This window comes from Kitasatospora sp. NBC_00070 (assembly GCF_045041205.1).
In the GTDB taxonomy this organism is placed as follows: domain Bacteria; phylum Actinomycetota; class Actinomycetes; order Streptomycetales; family Streptomycetaceae; genus Kitasatospora.
Map to the genome: position 1 here is coordinate 3,729,589 of NZ_CP108247.1, position 21,948 is coordinate 3,751,536.

Annotated in this window: 21 protein-coding genes, 2 tRNA genes and 1 riboswitch; of the genes, 13 read left to right on the top strand and 10 right to left on the bottom strand. The window is 73.8% G+C overall.

What is annotated here, in order from left to right; genetic code table 11:
- Positions 1-33 precede the first annotated feature (33 nt).
- Together OHV05_RS17310 and OHV05_RS17315 are read right to left on the bottom strand one after the other, a co-directional pair.
- Positions 34-121: transfer RNA gene (locus OHV05_RS17310), tRNA-Ser, on the bottom strand.
- 60 nt (positions 122-181) lie between these two features.
- Positions 182-1,879 (bottom strand): S1C family serine protease, encoded by a 1,698-nt coding sequence (locus OHV05_RS17315; RefSeq protein ID WP_405018490.1) that lies wholly within the window; start codon positions 1,877-1,879, stop codon positions 182-184.
- Positions 1,880-2,080: 201 nt separating this feature from the next.
- Positions 2,081-2,228, top strand: a riboswitch (TPP riboswitch).
- Between OHV05_RS17315 and OHV05_RS17320 the strand changes: the two genes are divergently transcribed.
- The 4 genes from OHV05_RS17320 (at position 2,221) to OHV05_RS17335 (ending at position 6,318) form a co-directional block, all read left to right on the top strand.
- Positions 2,221-3,558: a purine-cytosine permease family protein gene (locus tag OHV05_RS17320; protein WP_403037671.1), complete on the top strand. Its 1,338-nt coding sequence runs from the start codon at positions 2,221-2,223 to the stop codon at positions 3,556-3,558. It overlaps the preceding riboswitch by 8 nt.
- A gap of 88 nt (positions 3,559-3,646) precedes the next feature.
- Positions 3,647-4,456: a glycerophosphodiester phosphodiesterase gene (locus OHV05_RS17325; protein WP_405018491.1), complete on the top strand. Its 810-nt coding sequence runs from the start codon at positions 3,647-3,649 to the stop codon at positions 4,454-4,456.
- A gap of 230 nt (positions 4,457-4,686) precedes the next feature.
- Positions 4,687-5,205, top strand: coding sequence for an ATP-binding protein (locus OHV05_RS17330; protein WP_405018492.1), 519 nt, complete (start codon positions 4,687-4,689; stop codon positions 5,203-5,205).
- 126 nt (positions 5,206-5,331) lie between these two features.
- Positions 5,332-6,318, top strand: coding sequence for a DUF5926 family protein (locus tag OHV05_RS17335; RefSeq protein ID WP_405018493.1), 987 nt, complete (start codon positions 5,332-5,334; stop codon positions 6,316-6,318).
- Between the two features lie 206 nt (positions 6,319-6,524).
- Here the strand turns inward: OHV05_RS17335 and OHV05_RS17340 are convergent, their stop codons facing one another.
- Positions 6,525-7,247, bottom strand: coding sequence for a bifunctional DNA primase/polymerase (locus OHV05_RS17340; RefSeq protein WP_405018494.1), 723 nt, complete (start codon positions 7,245-7,247; stop codon positions 6,525-6,527).
- Positions 7,248-7,744: 497 nt separating this feature from the next.
- Here OHV05_RS17340 and OHV05_RS17345 point away from each other — a divergent pair, with 497 nt between their 5' ends.
- Positions 7,745-9,097 (top strand): PP2C family protein-serine/threonine phosphatase, encoded by a 1,353-nt coding sequence (locus OHV05_RS17345; RefSeq protein WP_405018495.1) that lies wholly within the window; start codon positions 7,745-7,747, stop codon positions 9,095-9,097.
- Positions 9,098-9,226: 129 nt separating this feature from the next.
- The gene (locus OHV05_RS17350) at positions 9,227-10,726 is read left to right on the top strand and encodes an aminopeptidase P family protein (protein WP_405018496.1); all 1,500 of its coding nucleotides are present in this window, start codon (positions 9,227-9,229) and stop codon (positions 10,724-10,726) included.
- A 91-nt stretch (positions 10,727-10,817) separates the two neighbouring features.
- On the opposite strand, the gene OHV05_RS17355 is transcribed toward OHV05_RS17350, so the two are convergent.
- Positions 10,818-11,297 carry a rhodanese-like domain-containing protein gene (locus tag OHV05_RS17355; protein ID WP_405018497.1) on the bottom strand — a complete coding sequence of 160 codons (480 nt, stop codon included), beginning with the start codon at positions 11,295-11,297 and terminating at the stop codon, positions 10,818-10,820.
- A gap of 190 nt (positions 11,298-11,487) precedes the next feature.
- Here OHV05_RS17355 and OHV05_RS17360 point away from each other — a divergent pair, with 190 nt between their 5' ends.
- Positions 11,488-12,465, top strand: coding sequence for a helix-turn-helix domain-containing protein (locus OHV05_RS17360; RefSeq protein WP_405021483.1), 978 nt, complete (start codon positions 11,488-11,490; stop codon positions 12,463-12,465).
- On the opposite strand, the gene OHV05_RS17365 is transcribed toward OHV05_RS17360, so the two are convergent.
- A complete protein-coding gene (locus OHV05_RS17365) occupies positions 12,466-13,236 on the bottom strand; it encodes a MerR family transcriptional regulator (protein ID WP_405018498.1) in 771 nt (256 codons plus the stop codon). It abuts the gene before it with no gap.
- 169 nt (positions 13,237-13,405) lie between these two features.
- On the opposite strand from OHV05_RS17365, the gene OHV05_RS17370 reads away from it, so the two are divergent.
- Positions 13,406-14,128: an aquaporin gene (locus tag OHV05_RS17370; RefSeq protein ID WP_405018499.1), complete on the top strand. Its 723-nt coding sequence runs from the start codon at positions 13,406-13,408 to the stop codon at positions 14,126-14,128.
- Between the two features lie 24 nt (positions 14,129-14,152).
- Here OHV05_RS17370 and OHV05_RS17375 read toward each other — a convergent pair whose 3' ends face one another.
- Positions 14,153-14,728, bottom strand: a complete 576-nt coding sequence (locus tag OHV05_RS17375) for a flavodoxin family protein (protein ID WP_405018500.1) — start codon at positions 14,726-14,728, stop codon at positions 14,153-14,155.
- Positions 14,729-14,762: 34 nt separating this feature from the next.
- On the bottom strand, positions 14,763-15,179 hold the full coding sequence (locus OHV05_RS17380) for a PPOX class F420-dependent oxidoreductase (RefSeq protein WP_405021484.1): 417 nt from the start codon (positions 15,177-15,179) through the stop codon (positions 14,763-14,765).
- Between the two features lie 194 nt (positions 15,180-15,373).
- Between OHV05_RS17380 and OHV05_RS17385 the strand changes: the two genes are divergently transcribed.
- Positions 15,374-16,543, top strand: coding sequence for a sensor histidine kinase (locus tag OHV05_RS17385; RefSeq protein ID WP_405021485.1), 1,170 nt, complete (start codon positions 15,374-15,376; stop codon positions 16,541-16,543).
- Positions 16,540-17,175, top strand: a complete 636-nt coding sequence (locus OHV05_RS17390) for a response regulator (RefSeq protein WP_405018501.1) — start codon at positions 16,540-16,542, stop codon at positions 17,173-17,175. The genes OHV05_RS17385 and OHV05_RS17390 overlap by 4 nt, the downstream gene beginning before the upstream one ends.
- Positions 17,176-17,310: 135 nt before the next feature.
- Here the strand turns inward: OHV05_RS17390 and OHV05_RS17395 are convergent.
- Both OHV05_RS17395 and OHV05_RS17400 read right to left on the bottom strand, forming a co-directional pair.
- Positions 17,311-17,383, bottom strand: a tRNA-Lys gene (locus OHV05_RS17395).
- A 101-nt stretch (positions 17,384-17,484) separates the two neighbouring features.
- Positions 17,485-18,159: a DNA polymerase beta superfamily protein gene (locus OHV05_RS17400; RefSeq protein ID WP_405018502.1), complete on the bottom strand. Its 675-nt coding sequence runs from the start codon at positions 18,157-18,159 to the stop codon at positions 17,485-17,487.
- A 156-nt stretch (positions 18,160-18,315) separates the two neighbouring features.
- Here OHV05_RS17400 and OHV05_RS17405 point away from each other — a divergent pair, with 156 nt between their 5' ends.
- The 3 genes from OHV05_RS17405 (at position 18,316) to OHV05_RS17415 (ending at position 21,079) form a co-directional block, all read left to right on the top strand.
- Positions 18,316-19,500 carry a DNA glycosylase AlkZ-like family protein gene (locus OHV05_RS17405; RefSeq protein ID WP_405018503.1) on the top strand — a complete coding sequence of 395 codons (1,185 nt, stop codon included), beginning with the start codon at positions 18,316-18,318 and terminating at the stop codon, positions 19,498-19,500.
- Positions 19,501-19,549: 49 nt separating this feature from the next.
- Positions 19,550-20,299, top strand: coding sequence for an SDR family oxidoreductase (locus OHV05_RS17410; protein WP_405018504.1), 750 nt, complete (start codon positions 19,550-19,552; stop codon positions 20,297-20,299).
- 66 nt (positions 20,300-20,365) lie between these two features.
- Positions 20,366-21,079 carry a tyrosine-protein phosphatase gene (locus tag OHV05_RS17415; RefSeq protein ID WP_405018505.1) on the top strand — a complete coding sequence of 238 codons (714 nt, stop codon included), beginning with the start codon at positions 20,366-20,368 and terminating at the stop codon, positions 21,077-21,079.
- Between the two features lie 22 nt (positions 21,080-21,101).
- Here OHV05_RS17415 and OHV05_RS17420 read toward each other — a convergent pair whose 3' ends face one another.
- Positions 21,102-21,908, bottom strand: a complete 807-nt coding sequence (locus tag OHV05_RS17420; protein ID WP_405018506.1) for a TIGR02452 family protein — start codon at positions 21,906-21,908, stop codon at positions 21,102-21,104.
- Between the last annotated feature and the right edge of the window lie 40 nt (positions 21,909-21,948).

A 21,948-nucleotide genomic window follows, 5' to 3' on the forward strand; every position in this document is an offset into this window, starting at 1 on the left:
ATACCCGCCCTGAGCTGGGGATACCCCCACCAGCGGAGAGTGTGGGATTTGAACCCACGGTGACGGGTTACGCCACGACAGTTTTCAAGACTGGTCCCTTAGGCCGCTCGGGCAACTCTCCAGGCGGAGGTCAGCCTAACGGGTCCGGTGGGGTTCCGTGCACACCGTTTTGCCGGTGGGGTCAGTTGTCGCCCTTGCGTTCGCCCAGGGTGACGGTGGTCTTGGCGGCCTTGCCGTCGCGGGTGTACTCGACCTCGACCTTGTCGCCGGGCTTGTACGTCCAGATCTCGCTGACCAGGGTCGGGCCGCTGTCGATGACGTGGCCGCCGAGCTTGGTGATCACGTCGCCGGCCTTGAGGCCGGCCTGGTCGGCGGGGCCGTTGGGGGTGACGGCGGCGCTGTCGCCGACCGCGGAGCTGCGGATCTGCGCGCCGTCGCCCTTGTAGTCGTCGTTGCGCAGCACCCCGAGGATCGCGTAGACCGGCGTGCCGGTCTTGATCAGGTCGCCCGCCACCCGCTTGGCCTGGTTGATCGGGATGGCGAAGCCGAGACCGATCGAGCCGGCCCGGCCGTTGCTGCTGCTGTTGGACTGGATCGCCGAGTTGATGCCGATCACGGCGCCTGCGGCGTCCAGCAGCGGACCACCGGAGTTGCCCGGGTTGATCGAGGCGTCGGTCTGCAGGGCGTTCATGTAGGAGGACTGGGCGCCGGTCTCGTCGCCGGAGGCCACCGGACGGTCCTTGGCACTGATGATGCCGGTGGTGACGGTGCCCTCCAGGCCGTACGGGGCGCCGATCGCAACGGTGGCGTCGCCGACCGCGACCTTGTCGGAGTCACCGAGCGGCAGCGGGACCAGCTTGTCCTTCGGCGGGCTGTCCAGCTTGATCACGGCCACGTCGTAGCCCTGTGCCCGGCCGACCACCGAGGCCGGGTAGGACGAGCCGTCGGAGAACTTGACGGTCAGTTTGCCGCCGCTGGCCGCCGGGGCGACCACGTGGTTGTTGGTGAGGATGTGGCCCTCGGTGTCGAAGACGAAGCCGGTGCCGGTGCCGGACTCCTGCGAGCCCTGCGCCTTGATGGTGACCACGCTCGGCAGCGCCTTGCCGGCGATGCCCGCGACGGACTCGGGCGAGCGGTTGATCGCCTGCTTGTTCTCGCTGGCCTGGACGGTGGTGCTGCTGCCGCGCCCTGACGAGGAGTTCGATCCGCCGTCCCGGTCGCTCACCGCGGCGCCGATCGCGCCCCCGGCCAGACCGGCCAGCAGGGCGACGGCCGCGACCAGCGCGATCAGCCCGCCGCGCTTGCGGCGGGGGGCCGGGACGGCACCCGGGCCGAACGGCTGGCCCGGCAGGCCGGGGCCGCCCGGACCGTCGAGGCCGCCGGGCGGGGTGCCCCAGCTGCCCAGCGGGGTGCCGGCGCCGAACGGGTGGTGCGGCGGCTCGGCGGCCTGGTGGGTCGGCGGGCCCGACTGCACCGGCGGCAGCTCGGCGGCAGGCACGGCCGGCGCGGCCGGAGCCACCGGCGTGGCGTACGGGTTCCCGGCCTGAGCCGGCGGCGGCACGTCCGGGTAGGCGGCAGGCGCGGGCGCGGGCGGCGGCGGCGCGTCCAGGTAGGACGGCGCCGCGGCCACCGGCGGCGCGGGCGGCAGCACCGGCGGCGGTGCGTCGAGGTAGGACGGGGCGGCCGGGGCCGGCGGCGGGGTCACCTTGCCGAAGGCGACCGTCGGCGTCGGCTCGGCGGCCGGCGGGGCCGCCGCCGGGACGGCAGGAGCAGCGGGGGCATCGGCCGACACGCTCTCAGCCGGACTCACCACCCCCTGGCCCGTGGAGGTGCGCTCCTCCTCGGGCCCGGTGGACCCACTCGCGTGCTCGGTGCTCACGGACGACCTCCATAGCTGACAGAACCTTGGTCCACAGTTTTTCGTATGCGTGATTCGGTTGTCGTATGGGGCCCGGTGAAGAACTCTTAAGAATCCTTACCCGTTCCCGACACGATCCCCGGGGGTCCGCTTCGTCCCGCGATCCGGACGGCCACCCGCTCGCCTTGGTGTTCGGCCGCCCGGCCGCTAGCCTGGCGCTCCAAACTGACACGCGGGAGCTTGGACCGTCCAGGCTGAGAGTGCGCGGAACGACCGTACGCCATGCAGGTGCTGGCACTACGGCGAGGGAGCGCAGACCGCTCGAACCTGTCCGGGTAATGCCGGCGTAGGGAGCATCGGCCATGACGGCTGTTTCGCCTGCCCCTGTCCAGGAACCGTCCGCGCGCGCCGAGGCGCCGCTCGTCCTGGACACCGCACCTCCTCGCACCCTCGACTTCCGGGCGCTGTTCTCGCTCTGGGCCAACCTCGGGGTCAGCCTGATCGGCTTCACCAGCGCGGCCACCGTGATCGGTGCCAAGGGCTCCGAGCTCTCGCTGGTCGCCGCGATCACCGCCACCGTGGTGGGCACCGTGATCGGCACCGCGATGCTCGGGGTGACCGCCCTGATCGGCGCCCGGACCGGCGCGCCCGCGATGACGGTGCTGCGCGGCCTGTTCGGCACCCGGCTGTCCTACGTGCCGACCGTGCTGAACATCGCCCAGTGCATCGGCTGGGGCGTGTACGAGCTGCTGGTGATCGCGATGGGCGCCCAGGAGGTGACCGGCTCGCAGGGCTGGCGCTGGCTGTTCGTGGTGCTGGCCGGTCTGCTGACCACCGCGCTGACCATCTGGCCGCTCGGCGCGATCGCGGTGCTGCGCAAGTACGTGACGATCGCCGTCGGCATCGCGATGGTCTACTTCACCGTCCAGCTGGTCCGCCAAGGCGTGCCGAACCCCGGTGCGGGCAACTGGACCGGCTTCCTCTCCGCGACCGACGCGATCATCGCGGTCTCGATCTCCTTCGTGCCGCTGGCCGCCGACTACACCCGGCACGCCCGCACCGCCGGTGCGGCGTTCTGGGCCACCTTCTCCGGCTACACGCTGGCCCAGGTCTGGTGCTACCTGCTGGGCGTGGTGGCACTGCTGCAGTCCGACGGCGACCCGAGCCGGATCTTCTCCTCCTTCACCGGGGTGGCCGCGGGCTGGGCCTTCCTGCTGGTGCTGGTGGTCCGGGAGACCGACCAGTCCTTCGCCAACGTGTACTCGACCGCGATGTCGATCCAGAACCTGCTGCCGAAGGTCGACCGCCGGCTGCTGACCGGTGGGATCGGCGCGCTGGTGACCGTACTGGCGCTGCTCACCGACGAGTTCACCGCCTCGTACTACGCCTTCCTCGGCCTGATCGGCTCGGTCTTCGTGCCGATGTTCGCGGTGCTGGCGGCCGACTACTTCCTCGGCTCGGGCCGGCGCGGCTGGAACCTGGCCGAGGACGCCCCGGCCCGCTGGCTGATGCTGCTGCCGTGGGCGCTCGGCTTCGCGACCTACCAGTTCATCGCCCCGACCGCGATCGACGGCTGGAGCGACCGCTGGCACGACCTGCAGTCGGCGACCGGTTTCGAGGCGCAGCCCTGGACCTCGGCCTCGGTGCTCAGCTTCCTGGTCGCGGCGCTGGCCACCCTCGCGGTGACCCGGCGGAAGTAACACCGACCGGCCGCCGCCCCGGGAACTTCACCCGGAGTTTCCCGTGGCGGCGGCCGCCGGTCGTCCGGCTGCTCGTAGGGTTACCGGTGTGGATACCCGGAACCAGCCGTTGACCAGCCAGGACGCCACCGACTGCGGCGCCGTGAAGGTGATCGCGCACCGCGGCTCCTCGGCCGCCCGCGCCGAGCACACCCTGGCGGCCTACGCGCTCGCCGTCGCGGAGGGCGCCGACGGCCTGGAGGCCGACATCCGGCTGACCGCCGACGGGCAGCTGGTCTGCGTGCACGACCGGACGGTCCACCGGACCTCGGACGGCCGGGGCGCGGTCTCCGCCCTGACGCTGGCTCAGCTGAACGAGCTCGACTTCGGCTCCTGGAAGGCCCCGGCGGCTCCCGAACCCAGCCCCGTCCTGACGCTGGCCCAGTTGCTCGAACTGGTCGCGGACGCCGGGCGGCGGGTGGAGCTGGCCATCGAGACCAAGCACCCGACCCGGTTCGCGGGGCGCACCGAGGCCGAGTTGCTCCGATTGCTCACCCGGTACGGACTGCTTCCGGACAGCCCGGAGGGGTCCACGGTGCGGGTGATGAGCTTCTCCGAGCTCTCGCTGCACCGGATCCGCCGGGCCGCGCCCGCCGTTCCGACCGTCTACCTGTTCGACCGCAGGCTCCCGGTGCTCGGCCGGACCAAGGCGCTGCCCGGCGGCGCCCGGATCGCCGGGCCCGGCATTGACCTGGTCCGGTCCAATCCCGGGCTGGTGCGCGCGCTGCGCCGGGCGGGGCACTCGGTGCACGTCTGGACGGTGGACGAGGCCGCCGATGTCGAACTCTGCCTGGAACTCGGGGTGACCGCGATCATCACCAATCGGCCGCGCGCCGTGCTCGACCAACTCGGCCGATAAACGCCCCGCGCGAGGGGCGCGAACTGGCGCGAACTCCGGCGTGAAGTACCGGGAGTGGCCAATTCCGGCCGTTTGGACAACGGTCTGTGAGCAGCTAATCACCATTTGCGTACGGTGAGTTGCGGTGCCCGTTAATGTCCCGCCGCGATCGCCGGATGCCCGTTTCCGACCCATTACCAAGGGGCATCCATCCCTCGGCGAATGCTGAAGGAGGTCCGGGGGTGGCGTTGATGATGGCACAAGAGGTGCCGACTTCATCGACCATGGCGGTGCCGCACGGGCCCGCCGGGGTCGGAGCGGCACGACGCCGACTGCGCCGTGATCTCGGCGACCACGAGGTCGCCGACACGGTGATCGACGACGCGGTCCTGATCCTGTCCGAGTTGCTCAGCAACTCCTGCCGGTACGCCCGGCCGCTGGGTCGGCTGGCCGACCTGAAGGACGACGCGCCGGCACCGGTGCCGGCCCCCGTCCTGGTCGGCGTGCGGTCCGGCGAGGACGGTGAGCCCGGCGGGGTGACGGTCCGTTGGCAGCTGTCCGGGCGCGGGCAGCTGACCCTGGAGGTGACCGACGGCGGTGCGGTGACCAGGCCGCTGCCGGCCCGCCCCTCGCTCACCTCGCGCGGCGGCCGGGGCCTGACCATCGTCGGCCGGCTGGCGGACGACTGGGGCGTCCGGGACGCACCCGGGCAGGTGACGGTCTGGGCCGAACTCCCGCTGCGGCCCGCGCCCGGGGCGCGGAGCGCCTGACCGGCCGCCCCGCGCGGCCCCGCCGGACACCCGGAAGAGGGTCGCCGGGCCGGAGCTGTCCGGTCGGCCCGGAAAGCTCAGTAGGCTGCCCGGGCAAGCACGTCGCCGTACCGGGAGAGCCGCACCATGGCCAAGAAGGCCGCGAAGAAGTCGCCGCAGAACCGTCCGTCCACCGCCGTGACCTCGGGCGAGATCCCCGTGGTCGGGGCCCGCGAGGACTGCCCGTGCGGTTCCGGCCGCCGGTACAAGGCGTGCCACGGGCGCGAGGCCGCGCACGCGGTCCAGGAGCTGGTCCACCGCCCGTTCGAGGGCCTGCCCGGCGAGGCCGACTGGGTCGCGCTGCGCGAGCTGGTCCCCTCCGCCACCGTGCCGCTCACCCTGGCCAAGGGCATCGCCGACGCCGCCACCGGCCCGGTCCCCTCGGTGACGCTGGCCACCGTGCTGCCGCTGGCCTGGCCCGCGCTGCGCCGTCCGGACGGCTCGATCCTGCTCGGCCTGCAGACCCAGTCCGCCTCCGGCGACCTGAGCCGCGACCTGGCGGACGCCCTGGAGCTGGCCCTGACCACCGAGCCGGGCAGCCCGGTGCCGGCCCGCCGGACCGTCCCCGGCGGCCGCCGCCTGCAGGAACTGCTCGACCTGGAGGCCGAGTTCGTACCGGTCGTGCACACCGGCTTCGAGTTCTGGCTGGAGGACGCGGAGACCGCCACCGGTGACGTGGCCGCCTCGCTGGAGCAGGCCAACGCGGCCGCCATCCCGACCGAGAAGCTCAGCAGCGTGCCGTCCGCGTACTGGTGCGCCGCACCGGACAAGAACCACCTGCGCTGGGCCATGACCGTGCCGGAGGAGCAGCTGCTGAACGCGCTCGCCAAGCTGACCGCCGCCGAGCAGTCCTCGCTCGGTGCGGACACCCGCCTGGTCGGCTCGTTCCGCGCGCACGGGGTGACCGTGCCGGTCTGGGACCTGCCGCAGAGCATGACCGCCGCCGACTGCGAGGCGCCCGCCGCCGAGTTCGCCGAGCGACTGGCCGCCACCCTGAAGGACGAGACCCCGCTCACCGCCGAGCAGCGCCGGGTCCGGGGTCACCTGGTGAGCCGTCAGGTGACGCTGAACTGAGGCTTTTCCCCCGGCGTTCCACCGGGAAAGTGACTCGCGTCACATTTTCCGACCGGAAGGAAAACTGCCAGGTGACAGAGTGTGCGGACAAATTGGCGCGCACGCGGATCTTTGTTACCATTTAAACAGTCCGGTCGCTGGTGCATCCCCCGTCGCCAGCGGCCGGATCTTCTTTTTCCGTACGGGAATTGAGCGCGGCAGGTCGTTCAGCCGGCCAGCCTGCTGCCGCCCGCCGCCGCCGAACTGGCCGCGATCAGCGCCCCCAGCAGACCGCCCACCTCGGGCAGCCACGGACGCCCGCCGATCGGCGGCCGGATCCAGCGCACCGCGCCCTCGGCCGTCCGGCTGGGCGGCAACAGCAGGTAGCCGTCCGGGCCGTGATAGCGCATCACCCCTGGCACCCACGGCTGTTCGGCCAGCAGCTCCCCCAACTCGGCCAGCGTGTACGGCGCCACCAGCAGCACGTAGCGGTCCTGGGCCAGCAGCACCGGGCCGACCGGCACGTCCAGCACCTCGAAGTACTCCAGGGCCCTGGCCCCCGCGTCGGCCGGCAGGCTGACCGCGCTGACCGTCCGGCCGGTGGCCACCAGCACCGAGGCGTCCGGCGAGCGCTCGGCCCACCACCAGCCCACCATCCGGGCATCGGTGGTGGCGGCCGGCAGCGGCGGCTCGTGCGGGTGCGCGCCGGGGGCCGAACAGCCCGGGTCCTCGCAGGAGCAGGGCCCGAGCAGGCCGGGCACCGCGTACGCGCCGGGCAGCACCGGCCAGCCGTACCCGGCGGCGGTCCGGGCCGCCGCCAGCAGGGCCGCCCTGACCCGGCGCCGGCTGCCGGGCCAGCGCAGCCAGGGCGACCGGGTGGCGGGCAGGTTCCTGCGGTGCGCCTTGCTCCGGGTCTTGCTCCGGTTCAGACGGGGACGCGTCCATGGCATCTGCGCTCGTTCCTTTCCGCGACCGTGGGGCTCGGGCAGTCGGACCGTCGGCCGCGGCTGCGCCCCGGATGCGGGGGCGGCACCGGTGCACGGGCGGTTCGGCGGGAGTGACCGGGACGACAGGGTGGGCTGGGGCCTGGAGCGGACGGCCCCCGGAACGAGAATCCCGCATGCGACCAGATGGACGCCTGTCGGAGCCGGCTGGTTCCACCGTACGAGTGAGTGAGCACCGGCCCGGCCGGGCACCGGCTCCCCGAACCATACGATCCGGACGGCCCCCTGACGGAGCGTCGGGACGTGGCAGCCCTCCCGGGGCGGCCGATCCGCCCCCGACGGCCACCACCGCACCCGCCGACCGACCTCGTCCCGAATCTGGACATGCCCCGATCGGCCTGTGTACAAGTGGTGGATTAATGCCGAGTAGTGACAGTAGGAATCGTTTTTGGGCGGTCCTGGTGGTTCTGCGTGACACATACCACTGTGTGGGGAGTTGGGACATGACCGACGCCAAGCCTCTGACGGCGACCGCCACCGTGCTGCCGGACCTCGGCTTCCTGGCCGTCAGCGAGACGGCCGGTCTGCAGGACCGTTTGGTCGGACAGCTGTCCGACCTCACCGTCCTCCAGGAGCACACCGAGCTGCTCGTCCGGGCCCGCGGACTGGCCGACACGCTGGCTGCCGTGCTGGCCTCCGGCGCCGCCCTGCTCGGGGCCCGCCGGGGCCTGATCACCACCACCGCCCGGGGCACCGGCCGCCCGGTCGGCCTCAACCTGGACCGGTCCGAACTCGGCGCGCTGGAGACCGTCCCGGCCGAGCACGGCCCGTTCTCCGGGCTGCTCAGCCACCCCGCCGAGCCCGGCCGGCTGCTGATCACCGACCTGGCCACCGACCCCGCGGCCGGGCCGAGGTTCCGCCAGGTGGCCGAGCAGCTCGGCCTCGGCGCCTGCTACGCCGTACCGCTCGGCACCGACCAGGACGGGCCGCTGGGCGCCGCCGTCTGGTTCTACGACGAGCCCGCCGAGCCCGACCCCGGCCGCCTCCTTCTGGTGCACCGGTACTGCGAGTTCGCCGCCCCGCTGCTGGCCAAGCAGTTCGTCTCGGACCGGGCCGAGCAGCAGGCCGAGGCGCTCCGCCGGGGCCTGCTGCCCGACCGGCTGCCGGTCTCCCCCGGCCTGCGGCTGGCCGCCCGCTGCGTGCCGGCCGCCCTGGAGCGTTCGGCCGGCAGCGACTGGTACGACGCCATCGCCCTGCCGGACGGCACCTTCGGGCTGACCGTCGGCAGCGTCTCCGGCGACGGCCCCGGGGCCGGGCCGGCCTCGGCCCCCGGCGCGGCCGCCGCGATGGGCCGGGTCCGGGCCGCGCTGCGGGCGTACGCGGTGCTGGAGGGCGAGGACCCGGTCTCGGTGCTCGGCGACCTCGAACTACTGCTCAAGACCACCGAGCCGAACCGGACCGCCACCGCGCTCTACGCCTGGGTGCAGCCCGAGGAGCGGCGGATCACGCTGGCCGGCGCCGGGCACTGCCCGCCGATCCTGGTCACCAGGTACGGCGCCAACTTCGTCGAGACCTCGCTCTCCGCCCCGCTCGGCATGCTCAGCTGCTGGGAGGCCCCGGGGGTGGAGCTCGACGCCGAGCCCGGTGACCTGCTGGTGCTCTACACCGAGGGCCTGGCCCGCCGCTGCGGCCCGACCCTGCACGCCGGCCAGAACGCGCTGCGCCGGGCCGCCGCCGACGCCCCGCGCGAGCTGCGGCAGGAGCCGGACCGCCTGCTCGGCCACCTGCTCGGCAGCGCCCCGGCCGCCACCGACGGCTCGGACGACCTGGTGCTGCTGGCCGCCCGTTTCGACTAGGTTTCGCCGGTTTCTCCGGCTCCCGATCAATCGTTCGTCCATCGGTCCGTACGATGGGGCCTACGGCCGCCCACGCGCGTCGCGATCCGATGCGTCCGGGGCGGAACCACTCGCAAGGAGGCGACGTACGTGACCGAGGACCGTAGCCCGGCGGCAGCCGAGAACCCCGAGGGTGCCGCAGGCGGTGACCAGGCCGAGGAGCAGCCCGTCAAGGGCCGCAAGAACGGACTGTACGGAGAGGTCTCCGACGAGCTGGCCGACTCGATGAAGTCCGGCTGGGCCGACACCGAGCTGCGCGGCCTGGAGCCGGTCGCCCAGGCTCCGTACGCGGCCGAGCGACGGGCCAGGCTGTCCGCCGCCTTCCCCGGCGAGCGCCTGGTGATCCCGGCGGGCAACCTGCGCACCCGGGCCAACGACACCGAGTACTCGTTCCGCGCCGCCAGCGAGTACGTGCACCTGACCGGTGACCAGACCGAGGACGCGGTGCTGGTGGCCGAGCCGGTCGACGGCGGCCACGAGTTCAGCCTCTACCTGCTGCCCCGCTCCAACCGGGAGAACGGCGAGTTCTGGCTGGACGGCAACGGCGAGCTCTGGGTCGGCCGCCGGCACAGCCTGACCGAGGCCGAGCAGCTGCTCGGCCTGCCCTGCCGGGACGTCCGCAAGGCCGCCGAGGAGCTCGCCGCCGCGCCCGCCGCGCCGACCCGGATCGTGCGCAGCTACGACGCCGGTCTGGAGGCCGCGCTGGCCGAGGTGCTGGACGAGGACCGGGACGAGGAGTTCAAGACCTTCCTGAGCGGCCTGCGGCTGGTCAAGGACGACTGGGAGATCACCCAGCTGCGCGCCGCCTGCGACGCCACCGTCAACGGATTCACCGACGTGGTACGGGAGTTGGGCCAGGCCGTGGCCACCTCCGAGCGCTGGATCGAGGGCACCTTCTGGCGCCGCGCCCGGGTCGAGGGCAACGACATCGGCTACGGCTCGATCTGCGCCGCCGGTCCGCACGCCACCACCCTGCACTGGGTCCGCAACGACGGCGACGTCCGCCCGGGCGAGCTGCTGCTGCTGGACGCGGGCGTCGAGACGCACACCCTCTACACCGCCGACGTCACCCGCACCCTGCCGATCAACGGCCGCTTCAACGCGCTCCAGCGCAAGATCTACGAAGCCGTCTACGACGCCCAGGAGGCGGGCATCGCCGCCGTCCGGCCGGGCGGCCGGTTCCGCGACTTCCACGACGCCTCGCAGCGCGTGCTGGCCGAACGCCTGCTCGCCTGGGGCCTGTTGGACGCCTCGGTGTACGACGTCGAGAAGGTGCTGGAGCTCGGCCTGCAGCGCCGCTGGACCTTGCACGGCACCGGCCACATGCTCGGCCTGGACGTGCACGACTGCGCGCAGGCCCGCCGCGAGCAGTACGTGGACGCGCTGCTGGAGCCCGGCATGTGCCTCACGGTCGAGCCCGGCCTGTACTTCCAGCAGGACGACCTGACCGTCCCCGAGGAGTACCGCGGCATCGGCGTCCGGATCGAGGACGACATCCTGGTCACCGCCGACGGCAACGAGAACCTCTCGGCCGGCCTGCCGCGCCGGGCCGACGAGGTCGAGGCCTGGATGGCCCGGCTGACCGGCTGACGCTGCACCCGCACGACGGAGGCCGGACCCCGGGGCGGGGTCCGGCCTCCGTCGTGCCCGCTCAGGCCCGGGCTCTGCAGGAAGGCCGCGGTCAGCAGACCAGACCGAGGTCGGCCGGGGTGGCGGTCTTCGGGTCGACCGGGCGGCGGCCCTCGGTCGGCCAGCCCTCGCGGATCCAGTACTCCAGGCCGCCGATCATCTCCTTGACCTCACGGCCGAGTGCGGCGAGCTTCATCGCGCCCTTGGTGGAGCCGTTGCAGGCGGGGCCCCAGCAGTACACCACCAGGAGCCCGGCCGGGAGTTCGGCCAGCCGCTCGGCGGTGATCTCGGCGAGCGGCAGGCTGACCGCGCCGGGCAGGTGGGTCTTGCGGTGGGCGCCCTCGGCCCGGACGTCGACGATCGTGAAGTCCTGCCGCCCGTCCCGCAGCGCGTACCAGACGTCCGCCGGGTCGGCCTGGCAGCCGAGCCGCTCGGCGAAGAAGCCGAAGGCCCGCTCGGGGGAGAGCGCCGGGATCTCGGTGACGGGGGAGGTGACGGCGGCGGGGGCGGCAGTGGGGGCGGTAGTGGTCATGTCCGGGCTCCGGTCGGTCGGTTCTGCTCGCTGGCTGACGACTCCATCCTGCGATCCGGGCACCGGCGCCCGACAGTGGCGGGCACGACTACACTCGCCAAGATCCCGCCAGCCTGTCCAGGAGCGTCCGATGGCCGCGCAGCCGCCCGCCCACCCCGTCGCCGTCAGCATCGGCCCCCGCCCGGAGCCGGTGCACACCATCGCGGTGTACGCCTTCGACGGCATGGCCCCGTTCGAACTCGGCGTGGTGGTCGAGGTGTTCGCCCTCGCCCGGCCGGAGCTGACCGGCCTGCTGGCCACCCCCTGGTACGGCCTGAAGGTCTGCGCCGAGCACCCGGGCACCCCGCTGAACGCGGTCGGCGGCTTCTCCCTCACCGCCCACCACGGGCTGGACGAACTGGCCGACGCCGACACGGTGATCGTGGTCGCGGTGCCGAACACCTTCGGCGGCGAGGTCTCCCCCGCCCTGGTCGCCGCGCTGCGCACCGCGCACGAGCGCGGCGCCCGGATCGTCTCGATCTGCTCCGGCGCCTTCGCCCTCGCCGCCGCCGGCCTGCTGGACGGCCGGGAGGCCACCACCCACTGGCGGTACGCCGAACTCCTCCAGCAGCGCTACCCGTTGGTCAAGGTCAACCCGGACGTGCTGTACGTCGACCACGGCTCGGTGCTGACCAGCGCGGGCAGTGCGGCGGGCATCGACCTCTGCCTGCACCTGGTGCGCAGCGACCACGGCGCCAAGGTCGCCAACACGGTGGCCCGTCGGTTCGTCGTCCCGCCGCACCGGGCCGGCGGCCAGGCCCAGTTCATCGAGGCCGCGGTCCGCCCGGTCGAGGCGGAGGACGACGGCATCGCCCGCTCGATGCAGTGGGCGCTGGACCACCTCGCGACCCCGCTGACGATCACCCAACTCGCCCGCGCCGCAAGGATGTCCGACCGCTCGTACCTGCGGCACTTCACCGCCCGCAACGGCACCAGCCCGATCCGCTGGGTGATCACCCAGCGGATCGCGGCCAGCCTCCCGCTGCTGGAGGACCCGGACGGCACGGTGGAGGAGATCGCGGCGGCCGTCGGCTTCGAGTCGGCCGCCACCTTCCGGCACCACTTCGGCCGCACCATGCGGACCTCGCCCACCTCCTACCGCCGGGCCTTCGGGCGCGGGGTGGCCTGATCAACCGGCCTGGTGGACGTCCGCGTTCGCCACGATCGCGTCCCGCAGCCACCGGGCCAGCCCCGGCGCCACCCGCTCGTAGCCGGCGGTGAACCGCTCGTCGGCGAGGTACATCTCGCCCAGGCCGCGGTGCATCGCGTACCCGCAGTCGTAGTAGGTGTCGGTGATCTGCCGCCGGTGCTCCTCGGCCAGCGCCATGCCCGCGGCGCTCGCCGGGTCGGTCCCGGCGGCCAGGGCGGCGGCGCAGCGGGCGTTCAGCGCCTCGCCCTCGGCCTTGATCCGCTCCCAGTCCGCCTTGGTGTAGCGCGAGGTCCGGCGCCTGGACTGCTGCCAGGCGGCGGAGTCGCCGTACCGCTGCTCGGCCTCGGTCTCCCAGCTCTCCTGGTAGTCCGCGCCGAAGACCTCGAACTTCTCCTCCGGGGTCAGCTGAATGCCCATCCTGCTCGCCTCCATGGCGTGTTCGACGGCCGCGGCCAGTTCCTGGAGGTGGCTGATCCGCGCGTGCAGCAGGTCGCGCTGCCGGCGCAGGTGCTCGGTCGGGCTGACCGTGCCGTCGTCCAGGATGGCCGCGATCTCCTCGAGGGAGAAGCCGAGTTCGCGGTAGAACAGGATCTGCTGCAACCGGTCCAGGTCGGTGTCCCGGTAGCGGCGGTACCCGGCCGGGGTCCGGCCGCCGGGTGACAGCAGTCCGATCTCGTCGTAGTGGTGCAGGGTCCGTACCGTCACCTTGGCGACGGCGGCCACCTGACCGACCGAGAGTTCCTCGCCCATCGTCCGCTCCCTCCTTGCTGACCCCGACTCTGCCGCCTCACGTCGCGTGAGGGTCAAGCCCGCACCCGGCGCACGCCGTACGAGTCTCCGAGCGAGGGCCCCGGCAGCGGCCCGACCTTGGGCGTACCGGCCAATTGTCCGACGCCCGGGCAGTCGCGACGATGACGGCATGACGACCCCCTCGCTGCCCCGACGGCTGGCCGCCGAAGCCGTCGGCACCGCTCTGCTGGCCGCCGTGCTGATCGGCTCCGGCATCCGGTCCGCCGCGCTGAGCGCGGACGGCGGGGTGCAGTTCCTGGCCAACGTGCTCGCCTCGGTGCTGGCACTGGCGGTGCTGATCGCGCTGCTCGCACCGGTCTCCGGCGCGCACTTCAACCCGCTGGTCTCGGCCGCCGCCTGGTGGACCGGACGCCGCACCGGCACCGGGCCGACGCTCCGTGAGCTGGGCGGCTACGTCGCCGCCCAGCTGGTCGGCGCGGTGGCCGGGGCCGGGCTGGCCAACACCATGTTCGAGCGCCCGTTCCTCGAACTCTCCGGCCAGCAGCGCTCGGCCGGTCACCTCTGGCTGGCCGAGGCGGTGGCCACCGGGGTGCTGGTCCTGCTGGTGTTCGGCCTGGTCAGGTCGGGCCACGGCGGCTGGGCGCCGGTCGCGGTGGCCGGCTGGATCGGCGCCGCCTGCTGGGGCACCTCCTCCGGCAGCTTCGCCAACCCGGCGCTGACCGTCGGCCGCGCCCTGAGCGACAGCTACACCGGCATCGCACCGGGCTCGGTACCGCTCTTCGTGCTGGCCCAGTGCGCGGGCGCGGTGGCCGGACTGGGCCTGCTGGCGGTGCTGTTCGGACGCAGCCGGGACCGGGCGCCGGACGACGCCCGGGAGTTGCTGGTCCGCTGAGCCCCGCCCTGCCCCTGCCCGGGGTCAGCCGCCGGTGAAGAAGGTCTCCGCCTCGGCCAGCGCGAGCCCGTCCCGCTGCACGTCGCCCGGCCGGCCGCCGGTGCCCAGCAGCACGCCGCCCCAGCGCATGCCCATGTAGTCGCCGGTGAGCCGGAGGGTGCCGATCAGCGGGTCGGCGTCGGAGGGGTTGCCGGAGTGCGAGGTGACGCCCCACAGGGTGCGGTCCTTCATCCGGGCCCGGAAGTCGCTCCCCGGGACCCGGAACCAGCCGGACCAGTGGTCGAGGTAGAGCTTGACGCTGGTCGAGAGGGTGTACCAGTAGAGCGGCGAGACGATCACCAGGTCGGTGGCGCCGACGGTGGCCTCGAAGAGCTCCCGGCTGTTGCCGGTGAGCTCGGGGTAGGTCCCGTCGCCGGAGTGCCGGATGTCGTCGAACGGGTCCAGCGGAAGGTCGGTGAGGCGCAGCCAGCGCTGCCCGACCGTGGCGGGCAGGTGCTCCGCCGCCCGCCGGGCGAGCTGCTCGGTGTTGCCGTCGGAGCGGGCGGAACCGAGCACGAAGAGGAACTGACGGTCCGTCGGAGCCGGGTCGCTGGAGATCATCCGGCGATCGTACCCAGGCCCCTTCCCGACCGGGTCAGTCGGCCACCGCACCGACCGCGGTGACCTTCTCGATCCGGATCCGGACCAGCAGCTCGCCGGGCACCCCGTTGCGGGCGCCGTACTCCTCGGCCCGGTCCTCGCCCATGTACCGGGCGGCGATCCGGGCCGCCCAGTCCCGGACCTCGGCCAGGTCCTCGCTGAGCGTGGCCTTGCCCCGGACCAGCACGAAGTCGAACGGCGGCCGGTCGTCGTCCACGCAGAGCATCACCCGGCCGTCCCGGGCCAGGTTGCGGCCCTTCACCGTGTCGGCCCCGGTGTTCAGCACCAGGTCGTCCCCGTCCAGCAGGAACCAGACCGGCGCCACGTGCGGGCTGCCGTCGGCCCGGGTGGTGGCGAGCTTGCCGGTCCGGGTCCCGGTCGAGAGGAAGGCGCGCCACTGGGGTTCGGTCATCTGAGGCATGCCCCCATCGTGGCCGAGCCCGCCGGGGCGCCGGGGCGCGGCGCGCCGGGTCAGCCGATCGGTTGATGCCGGGGACGCGGGCCCGGGTGAGGATGGGTACGAAACGGACAGTACCCACGAGCGGAGGATCGGCCGTGTCGACCAGCGGCACCAGGGACCCGGGCACCGACCGGCTCACCGTGGTGATGTATGGCGCGTTCCTGCTGCTGCTCGGTGCCTCGCTGCTGCGCTACCTGCTCCGGCACGGCGAGAGCGACCGGGCGGGCTGGGTGATCGGGCTGAGCCTGGCCCTGGCGCTGGCCCAGCTCCCGGAGCTGCCCTGGCTGCGGTCCGGCTCCCGGCCCGCGCCGCGCCCCGGCCGGTGGTCCTGGCTGCGGCCCGGTTCGCGACCGGTCCGGGTGGTCCGGCTGGCGGTGGTGGCCGGGCTCTGGGCGGTGCTGGTCCTGCTGGCGCCGAGCTTCGCCTGGTGCGCGGTGCCGTTGATCTACACCGCGCTGCGCACCCTGCCGGCTCGGGCCGCGATCCCGCTGGTGGCCGGGCTGACCGCACTGGTGGTGTACTCCGAGGAGAAGCTCACCGGCCTCGACCCGGTCGGCCTGATCGCCCCGCCCGCCGTGGCCGGGCTGGCCACCGTGGTCTTCCTGCAGATGGAGCGGCAGGCCGAGCGGCAGCGGGCGCTGATCGAGGACCTGGTCTCCACCCGGAGCGAACTGGCCGCCACCGAACGGCGCGAGGGCACCCTGGCGGAGCGTCAGCGGCTGGCCATCGAGATCCACGACACGCTGGCCCAGGGCCTGTCCAGCCAGCAGATGCTGCTCCAGGCGGCCGACCGGACCTGGGAGAGCGACCCGGCCACCGCCCGCTCCCACGTGCACACGGCGGCCTCGATCGCCGCCCGCAACCTGGCCGAGGCCCGCCGCTTCGTCCGCGACCTGGCCCCGGCCGACCTGGCCGACGGGACCGGGCTGGACCGGGCGCTGCACATCCTGGCCGACCGGGAGAGCGCGGAGAGCGGACTGACCGTCCGCTGCCACCTGGACGGCACGCCGGTGCCGCTGCCGGACGCCGTCCAGAGCGCGCTGCTGCGGATCGCCCAGGGCGCGCTGGCCAACGTCCGCGAGCACGCCGGCGCCCGGACGGCCGCGCTCACCCTGTCGTACCTGGGCGACCAGGTGGTGCTGGACATCGGCGACGACGGGCGGGGGTTCGGCGGCCCGACCGAGTCGGCGGGACGGGGCCACGGACTGCCCGCGATGCGGGCCCGGGTCCGGCAGTTGGGCGGCACCCTGACCGTCGAGTCCACTCCCGGCGAGGGCACCGTGGTCACCGCCGCCATCCCCCTGGAGGCCCCGTGACCGCCACAACTCCCGTCCGCCTGCTGGTCTGTGACGACCACGCCGTGGTCCGCGCCGGACTGCTGGCGCTGCTCGGCAGCGCCGACGACATCGAGGTGGTCGGCGCTGCGGGCAGCGGCGAGGAGGCGGTCGCGCTGGCCGTCAAACTGCGGCCCCAGGTGGTCCTGATGGACCTCCAACTCGGCGACGGCATCGACGGGGTGGAGGCCACCCGGCAGATCGCCGGCCGCCCGGGCGCACCGTACGTCCTGGTGCTCACCACCTACGACACCGACGCCGACATCAACCGGGCGATCGCCGCCGGGGCGACCGGCTACCTGCTCAAGGCCGAACGCCCGGAGGAGCTCTTCGCCGCCATCCACGCGGCCGCCGAGGGCCGTACCACCCTCTCCCCGCCGGTCGCCTCCCGGGTGATGGCGCAGCTCCGCACCCCGGCCCCCCAACTCACCGAACGCGAACAGGAGATCCTCGCCCAGCTGGCCCAGGGCCTCGGCAACCGGGAGATCGCCCGGGCGCTCTTCATCAGCGAGGCCACCGTCAAGACCCACCTCGGCCGGATCTACGACAAGCTCGGCGTCGACACCCGCTCGGGCGCGGTCGCCGCCGCCAAGGAACGCCGCCTGCTGCGCTGACGGCCCGCTTCGACGCCGAGGCGTACACCTGCCTGTCGGCCCCGGTCCAGGTCACCCCGGTCGGCCAGCGCGCCCCGACCCCGGGAACGACGCAGCACCCCGGCCACTGGAACTCGCCGGGGTGCTGCCAAGAGGTGGGCCGCCAGGGGCTCGAACCCTGAACCTACGGATTAAAAGTCCGCAGCTCTGCCAATTGAGCTAGCGGCCCGTCAGCCTGCGCCCCCGTCATACCTGGGCGCCGCCACCGAGATCTTACCCGGTGCCCCCTGCTCTCTGGCCACCCGATTGCCGTGCGCGCCGCGCCCGGTGTCAGGCGGCGGCCGCGAGGTGGGCGGCCCGGACCCGGCGGAGCCAGGACTCGACCGGGGCCTCGTCCGGGGCGGCCGGCAGGACGCCCGGCCGGGCGAAGCGGTCCTCGGCGTCGGCGAGCAGTGCGGTGGCGAGTTCCGGACGGTCGGCGATCCGTTCGCCGAAGGCGCGTACCTCGGCCGGGTCGGCGAGCCGGATCTCCAGGTGGCCGGTCTCGTGCAGACCGACGCCCTGGCGGACCAGCCGGATCAGGTGCCGGGCGTGTTTGGCGGCCCGGGCCCGGGTGACCGGGTCGCTGGTGTCCCGGGTGGTCAGTTTCCTGAACTGCTGGGTGGCGTAGCCGAGATAGGAGTTCCTGACCGCCCGCTCGCTGAGCAGCCCGGTACGGATCGCGATCAGCTCCTCGCCGAGCGGCGTCCGGACCTCGTACAGCTCCTCGGGCAGCCAGACCAGTTCCGAAGCGGTCGGGTTGCCCCCGAGGGCGAGCCGGCACCACTTGGCCGCCTCGTGCAGGGTGCGGTCCGGCGAGGTGGTGACGTGCGACTCGGACGGGCGGTGCAGGCCGTGGAGCTCCTCGGTCGGGGCGGCGAACAGGCCGAGCCGGTCGAGGTCCGAGCCCGCGTGCGCGAGCCCGTACGCGGTGGATCCGACGATGCCGGAGAGCAGGACGTGCACGGGGGTTCGCCTCCTCGGCGGCCGCTGACGGGTCACCGCAGTCTCCCCGCCCCGGCACCCCCGAGTCGAACAGTTATCCAGGCCGGAAGCACCGGACGGCCGACCCGCCGGGGCGGGCTGCACCCGCCCCGGCCGCAGCCCGCCGATACTGGCCCCATGGCGAACAGCGGGATCCCGACGGCGAAGCTCCGCGCCTGGTGGGCGCACCGGCAGTGGCTGGACGGCGGCCGGCCCGGCGCCTCGCCCGCCGAGGTGCTGGCGGCCACCGGCTGGGCCCGCTCGGTCGGCGGCGCGGCCCCGTACCTGGGCCTGTTCGCCCGGGCCGGCCTGGACCGGGCGGCGGTGGACGCGGCCGTCGCAGCGGTGCAGGTGCACGAGCTGCCGTCCGCCCGGGGCTGCACCTACGTGCTGCCTGCCGCCGACTACGCCCTCGGCCTGGCCGCCGGGGCCGCGGTGCCCGAGAGCGACGTGGCGATGGCCGGGAAGCACCTCGGCGTGAGCCGGGACGAGATCGAGAAGCTCTGCCTCGCCATCTGCCAAGTCCTCTCCGAGACCGAGCCGTTGGAGCCTTCGGCGATCCGGGCCGCGGTCGGCGACGAGGTCCGCGGCCTCGGCGAACCGGGCCGCAGACGCGGCCGGACCACCACCCTGCCGATCGCCCTCGGCCTGCTCCAGGCCCGCGGCCTGATCCGCCGGGTCCCTGTCAACGGCCGTCTGGACCAACAGCGTTACGGCTATGTCGGCTGGGACCAGCCGGTGCACGGCTCGGCCGCCGAGCTGGCCGCGCGGTACTTCTCCTGGGCCGGCCCGGCCTCGATCGGCCACCTCCGCTGGTTCACCGGCTTCACCGCCGCCACCGCGAAGGCCGCCACCGCCCCGCTCGACCTGGTCGCACTGCCCGGCACCGACCTGCTGATCCGGGCCGAACTCCGGTCCGAGTTCGACGAGTTCACCGTCCCGGGCACGCCCTCGTACGCGTTGCTGGCCGGGATCGACGGCCTGCACCTGCTGCACCGCGACCTTGCCCGGCTGCTCGACCCCGCCGACGCCGAACGTCCCTCCCCCGCCGCAAAGGGCGGCCGGAGCTTCGGCGGCGAGGCCGACCCGCAGAGCCACCTGGTGGTGGACCGGGGCCGGATCGTCGGGATCTGGGAGTACGACACCGAAGCGGGCGAGATCGTCCACCAACTCTTCGTCCCGGTCGACGAGGCCCTGCGCGAGACGGTGGCCCGGACCGAGACCTTCGTCCGGGACCAGCTCGGCGACGCCCGCGGCTTCAGCCTCGACTCGCCGAAGAGCCGCGCCCCGAAGATCGCCGCCATCCGGGCCCGGTCCCGCTGAGGGCGGTCCCCCGGGAGCCCGCGCCGGCCGGTCGGTTACGGTCGGGGCCATGAGTGATGAAGTGATCCTGATCACCGGCGGCGGCCGGGGCATCGGCGCCGCGACCGCCCTGCTCGCCGCCGAACGCGGCTACCGGGTGTGTGTCAACTACCGCTCCGACCAGGCCGCCGCGGCCGAGGTGGTGGAGCGGATCGAGGTGGCCGGCGGCACCGCCCTCGCGGTCCGCGCGGACGTCAGCCGGAGCACCGAGGTCGAGCGGCTGTTCCGCACCGTGGACGAGGAGTTCGGCCCGCTCACCGCCCTGGTGAACAACGCCGGGACGCTGGAGAAGCAGGGCCGCCTCGACGCGCTGGACGAGGACCGGCTGGCCCGGATCTGGGCCGCCAACATCACCGGCCCGTTCCTCTGCGCGGGCGCCGCCGTCCGCCGGATGTCCACCCGGTACGGCGGCCGGGGCGGGGCGATCGTGAACGTCTCCTCCGCCGCCTCCCGGCTCGGCTCGCCGAACGAGTACGTCGACTACGCCGCCTCCAAGGGCGCGTTGGACAGCATGACCACCGGCCTGGCGCTGGAGGTCGCCCCCGAGGGCATCCGGGTCAACGCCGTCCGGCCCGGCCTGATCCACACCGACATCCACGCCCTCGGCGGCGAACCCGCCCGGGTCGACCGGCTCGGCCCGCACCTCCCGATGGGCCGGGGCGGACGGCCCGAGGAGGTCGCCGAGGGCATCCTCTACCTGCTCTCCCCCGGCGCCTCGTACGTCACCGGCAGCTTCCTCGACCTGGCCGGCGGCCGCTGACCGACTGCCCTCCGGGTTGCCGGAATTCCCCGGTCCCCCCGCGCCGCGCACGCTACCGTGACGGCCATGACGACCGACCGTGAGTTCGACGCCGCGTCCACCCTGCTCGATGTGCCCGACGTGCAGAACTTCCGCGACGCGGGGGTGGGCGGGCTCCGCACCGGCCTGCTGTACCGCTCCGGCTCGCTCAGCCGGCTGACCCCGGACGGCGCCCAGCGCCTCAAGGCCCTCGGCGTCCGGACGGTCATCGACCTGCGCACCGCGGCCGAGCTCGCCGTCTGGCCGGACGAACGCCACGGCCTGACCTACCGGCTGCACCACCTCCCGCTGGTCCCCGACGGCGACGGCAGCAAGCCGACCTGGCCCGCCACCCAGGCCGAGGCCTACCCCTTCATGGCCGAGGTCGGCGGCCCCGCGGTGGCCGGCACCGTCCGCCGGCTGGCCGAGCCCGACGCCTTCCCCGCAGTGATCCACTGCGCCGTCGGCAAGGACCGCACCGGCCTCACCATCGCCGTCATCCAGTCCCTGGCCGGCCTCTCCGAAGCCGAGATCATGGCCGACTACCTGCGCTCCAACCGCAACCTCGGCCTGGACAACGGCCCGATCCCCTACACCGACGAGGAGGGCCGGCAACAGTTCGCCCACCCCGTCCGCCCCGACCACCTCCACGCCGCACTGGCCCGCCTGCACGACCTGCACGGCTCCATCCCCGGCTACCTCCACGCCCACGGCGTGACCGAGGCGGACCTCGACGCCCTGCGCGGGGCACTGCTCTCCTGACGGCCCGGCACCTCCCGGCCCGTCAGACCCCGAACCGCGCCTCGAAGGCCGCCCGGTTCGCCGAGACCGGGGTGCGGTCCCAGACCGCGAAGACCACCCGGTCGAAGGTCGCGCCGTACGAGCCGAGGGCCGCCGCGAAGGCGTCGGCCACCTCGGCCGGGTCGTTGCGGAAGACGCCGCACCCCCACGCCCCGAGCACCAACTCCCGTACCCCGTGCGCCGCCGCGACCCCGAGCACCCGCCCGGCCCGCTCCGCCAGCACCGCTCGGACGTCCACCGGCCGGCCCTCCGAACGGAGCGCCAGCTGCCCGGCGTTGGGTGCGGGCGAGGTGAGGAAGGAGACGGGGTACGGCTGCGCGAGCAGCTCACGCCGGTCGTCCCGGATCACCGGCACCGCCGGTGACCAGATCACCCGGTGGCTGTAGTGGAGGTCACCGGAGGCCCGGTGGGCCTCGTAGTAGTCGGGGGCGGCCAGCAGGCAGTGGTGGAGCAGGGCGCTCCGGCACAGGTCCTCCTCCTGCGCCTTCGCCCCGCGCAGGTAGCCGCCGCCCGGATTGCGGGCCGAGGCGAAGTTGAGCACCGCGACCCCCGAGCCGCCCTGCTCCGTCAGCCGCCGGGCGGCCTGCATGCTGCCCTCGGCCGTCACCTCCGGCACCCCGCCGAACTCCCCCGTGGCCACCTGCCGATGGTCCGGGCCGTAGGACACCGTGCCGGCCCGGGCGGCGGACAGCAGCCCGCCCACCTCGACCTCGACGTCGCCGGCCAGGTAACTCCCCCGCGCGGCGATCTCCTCGTTCACGGTGGCCACTTCGTGCAGTCTGCTGCTCATGCCGAGGACGCTAGCGACACTCCGCGCCCGCAGCACGCCA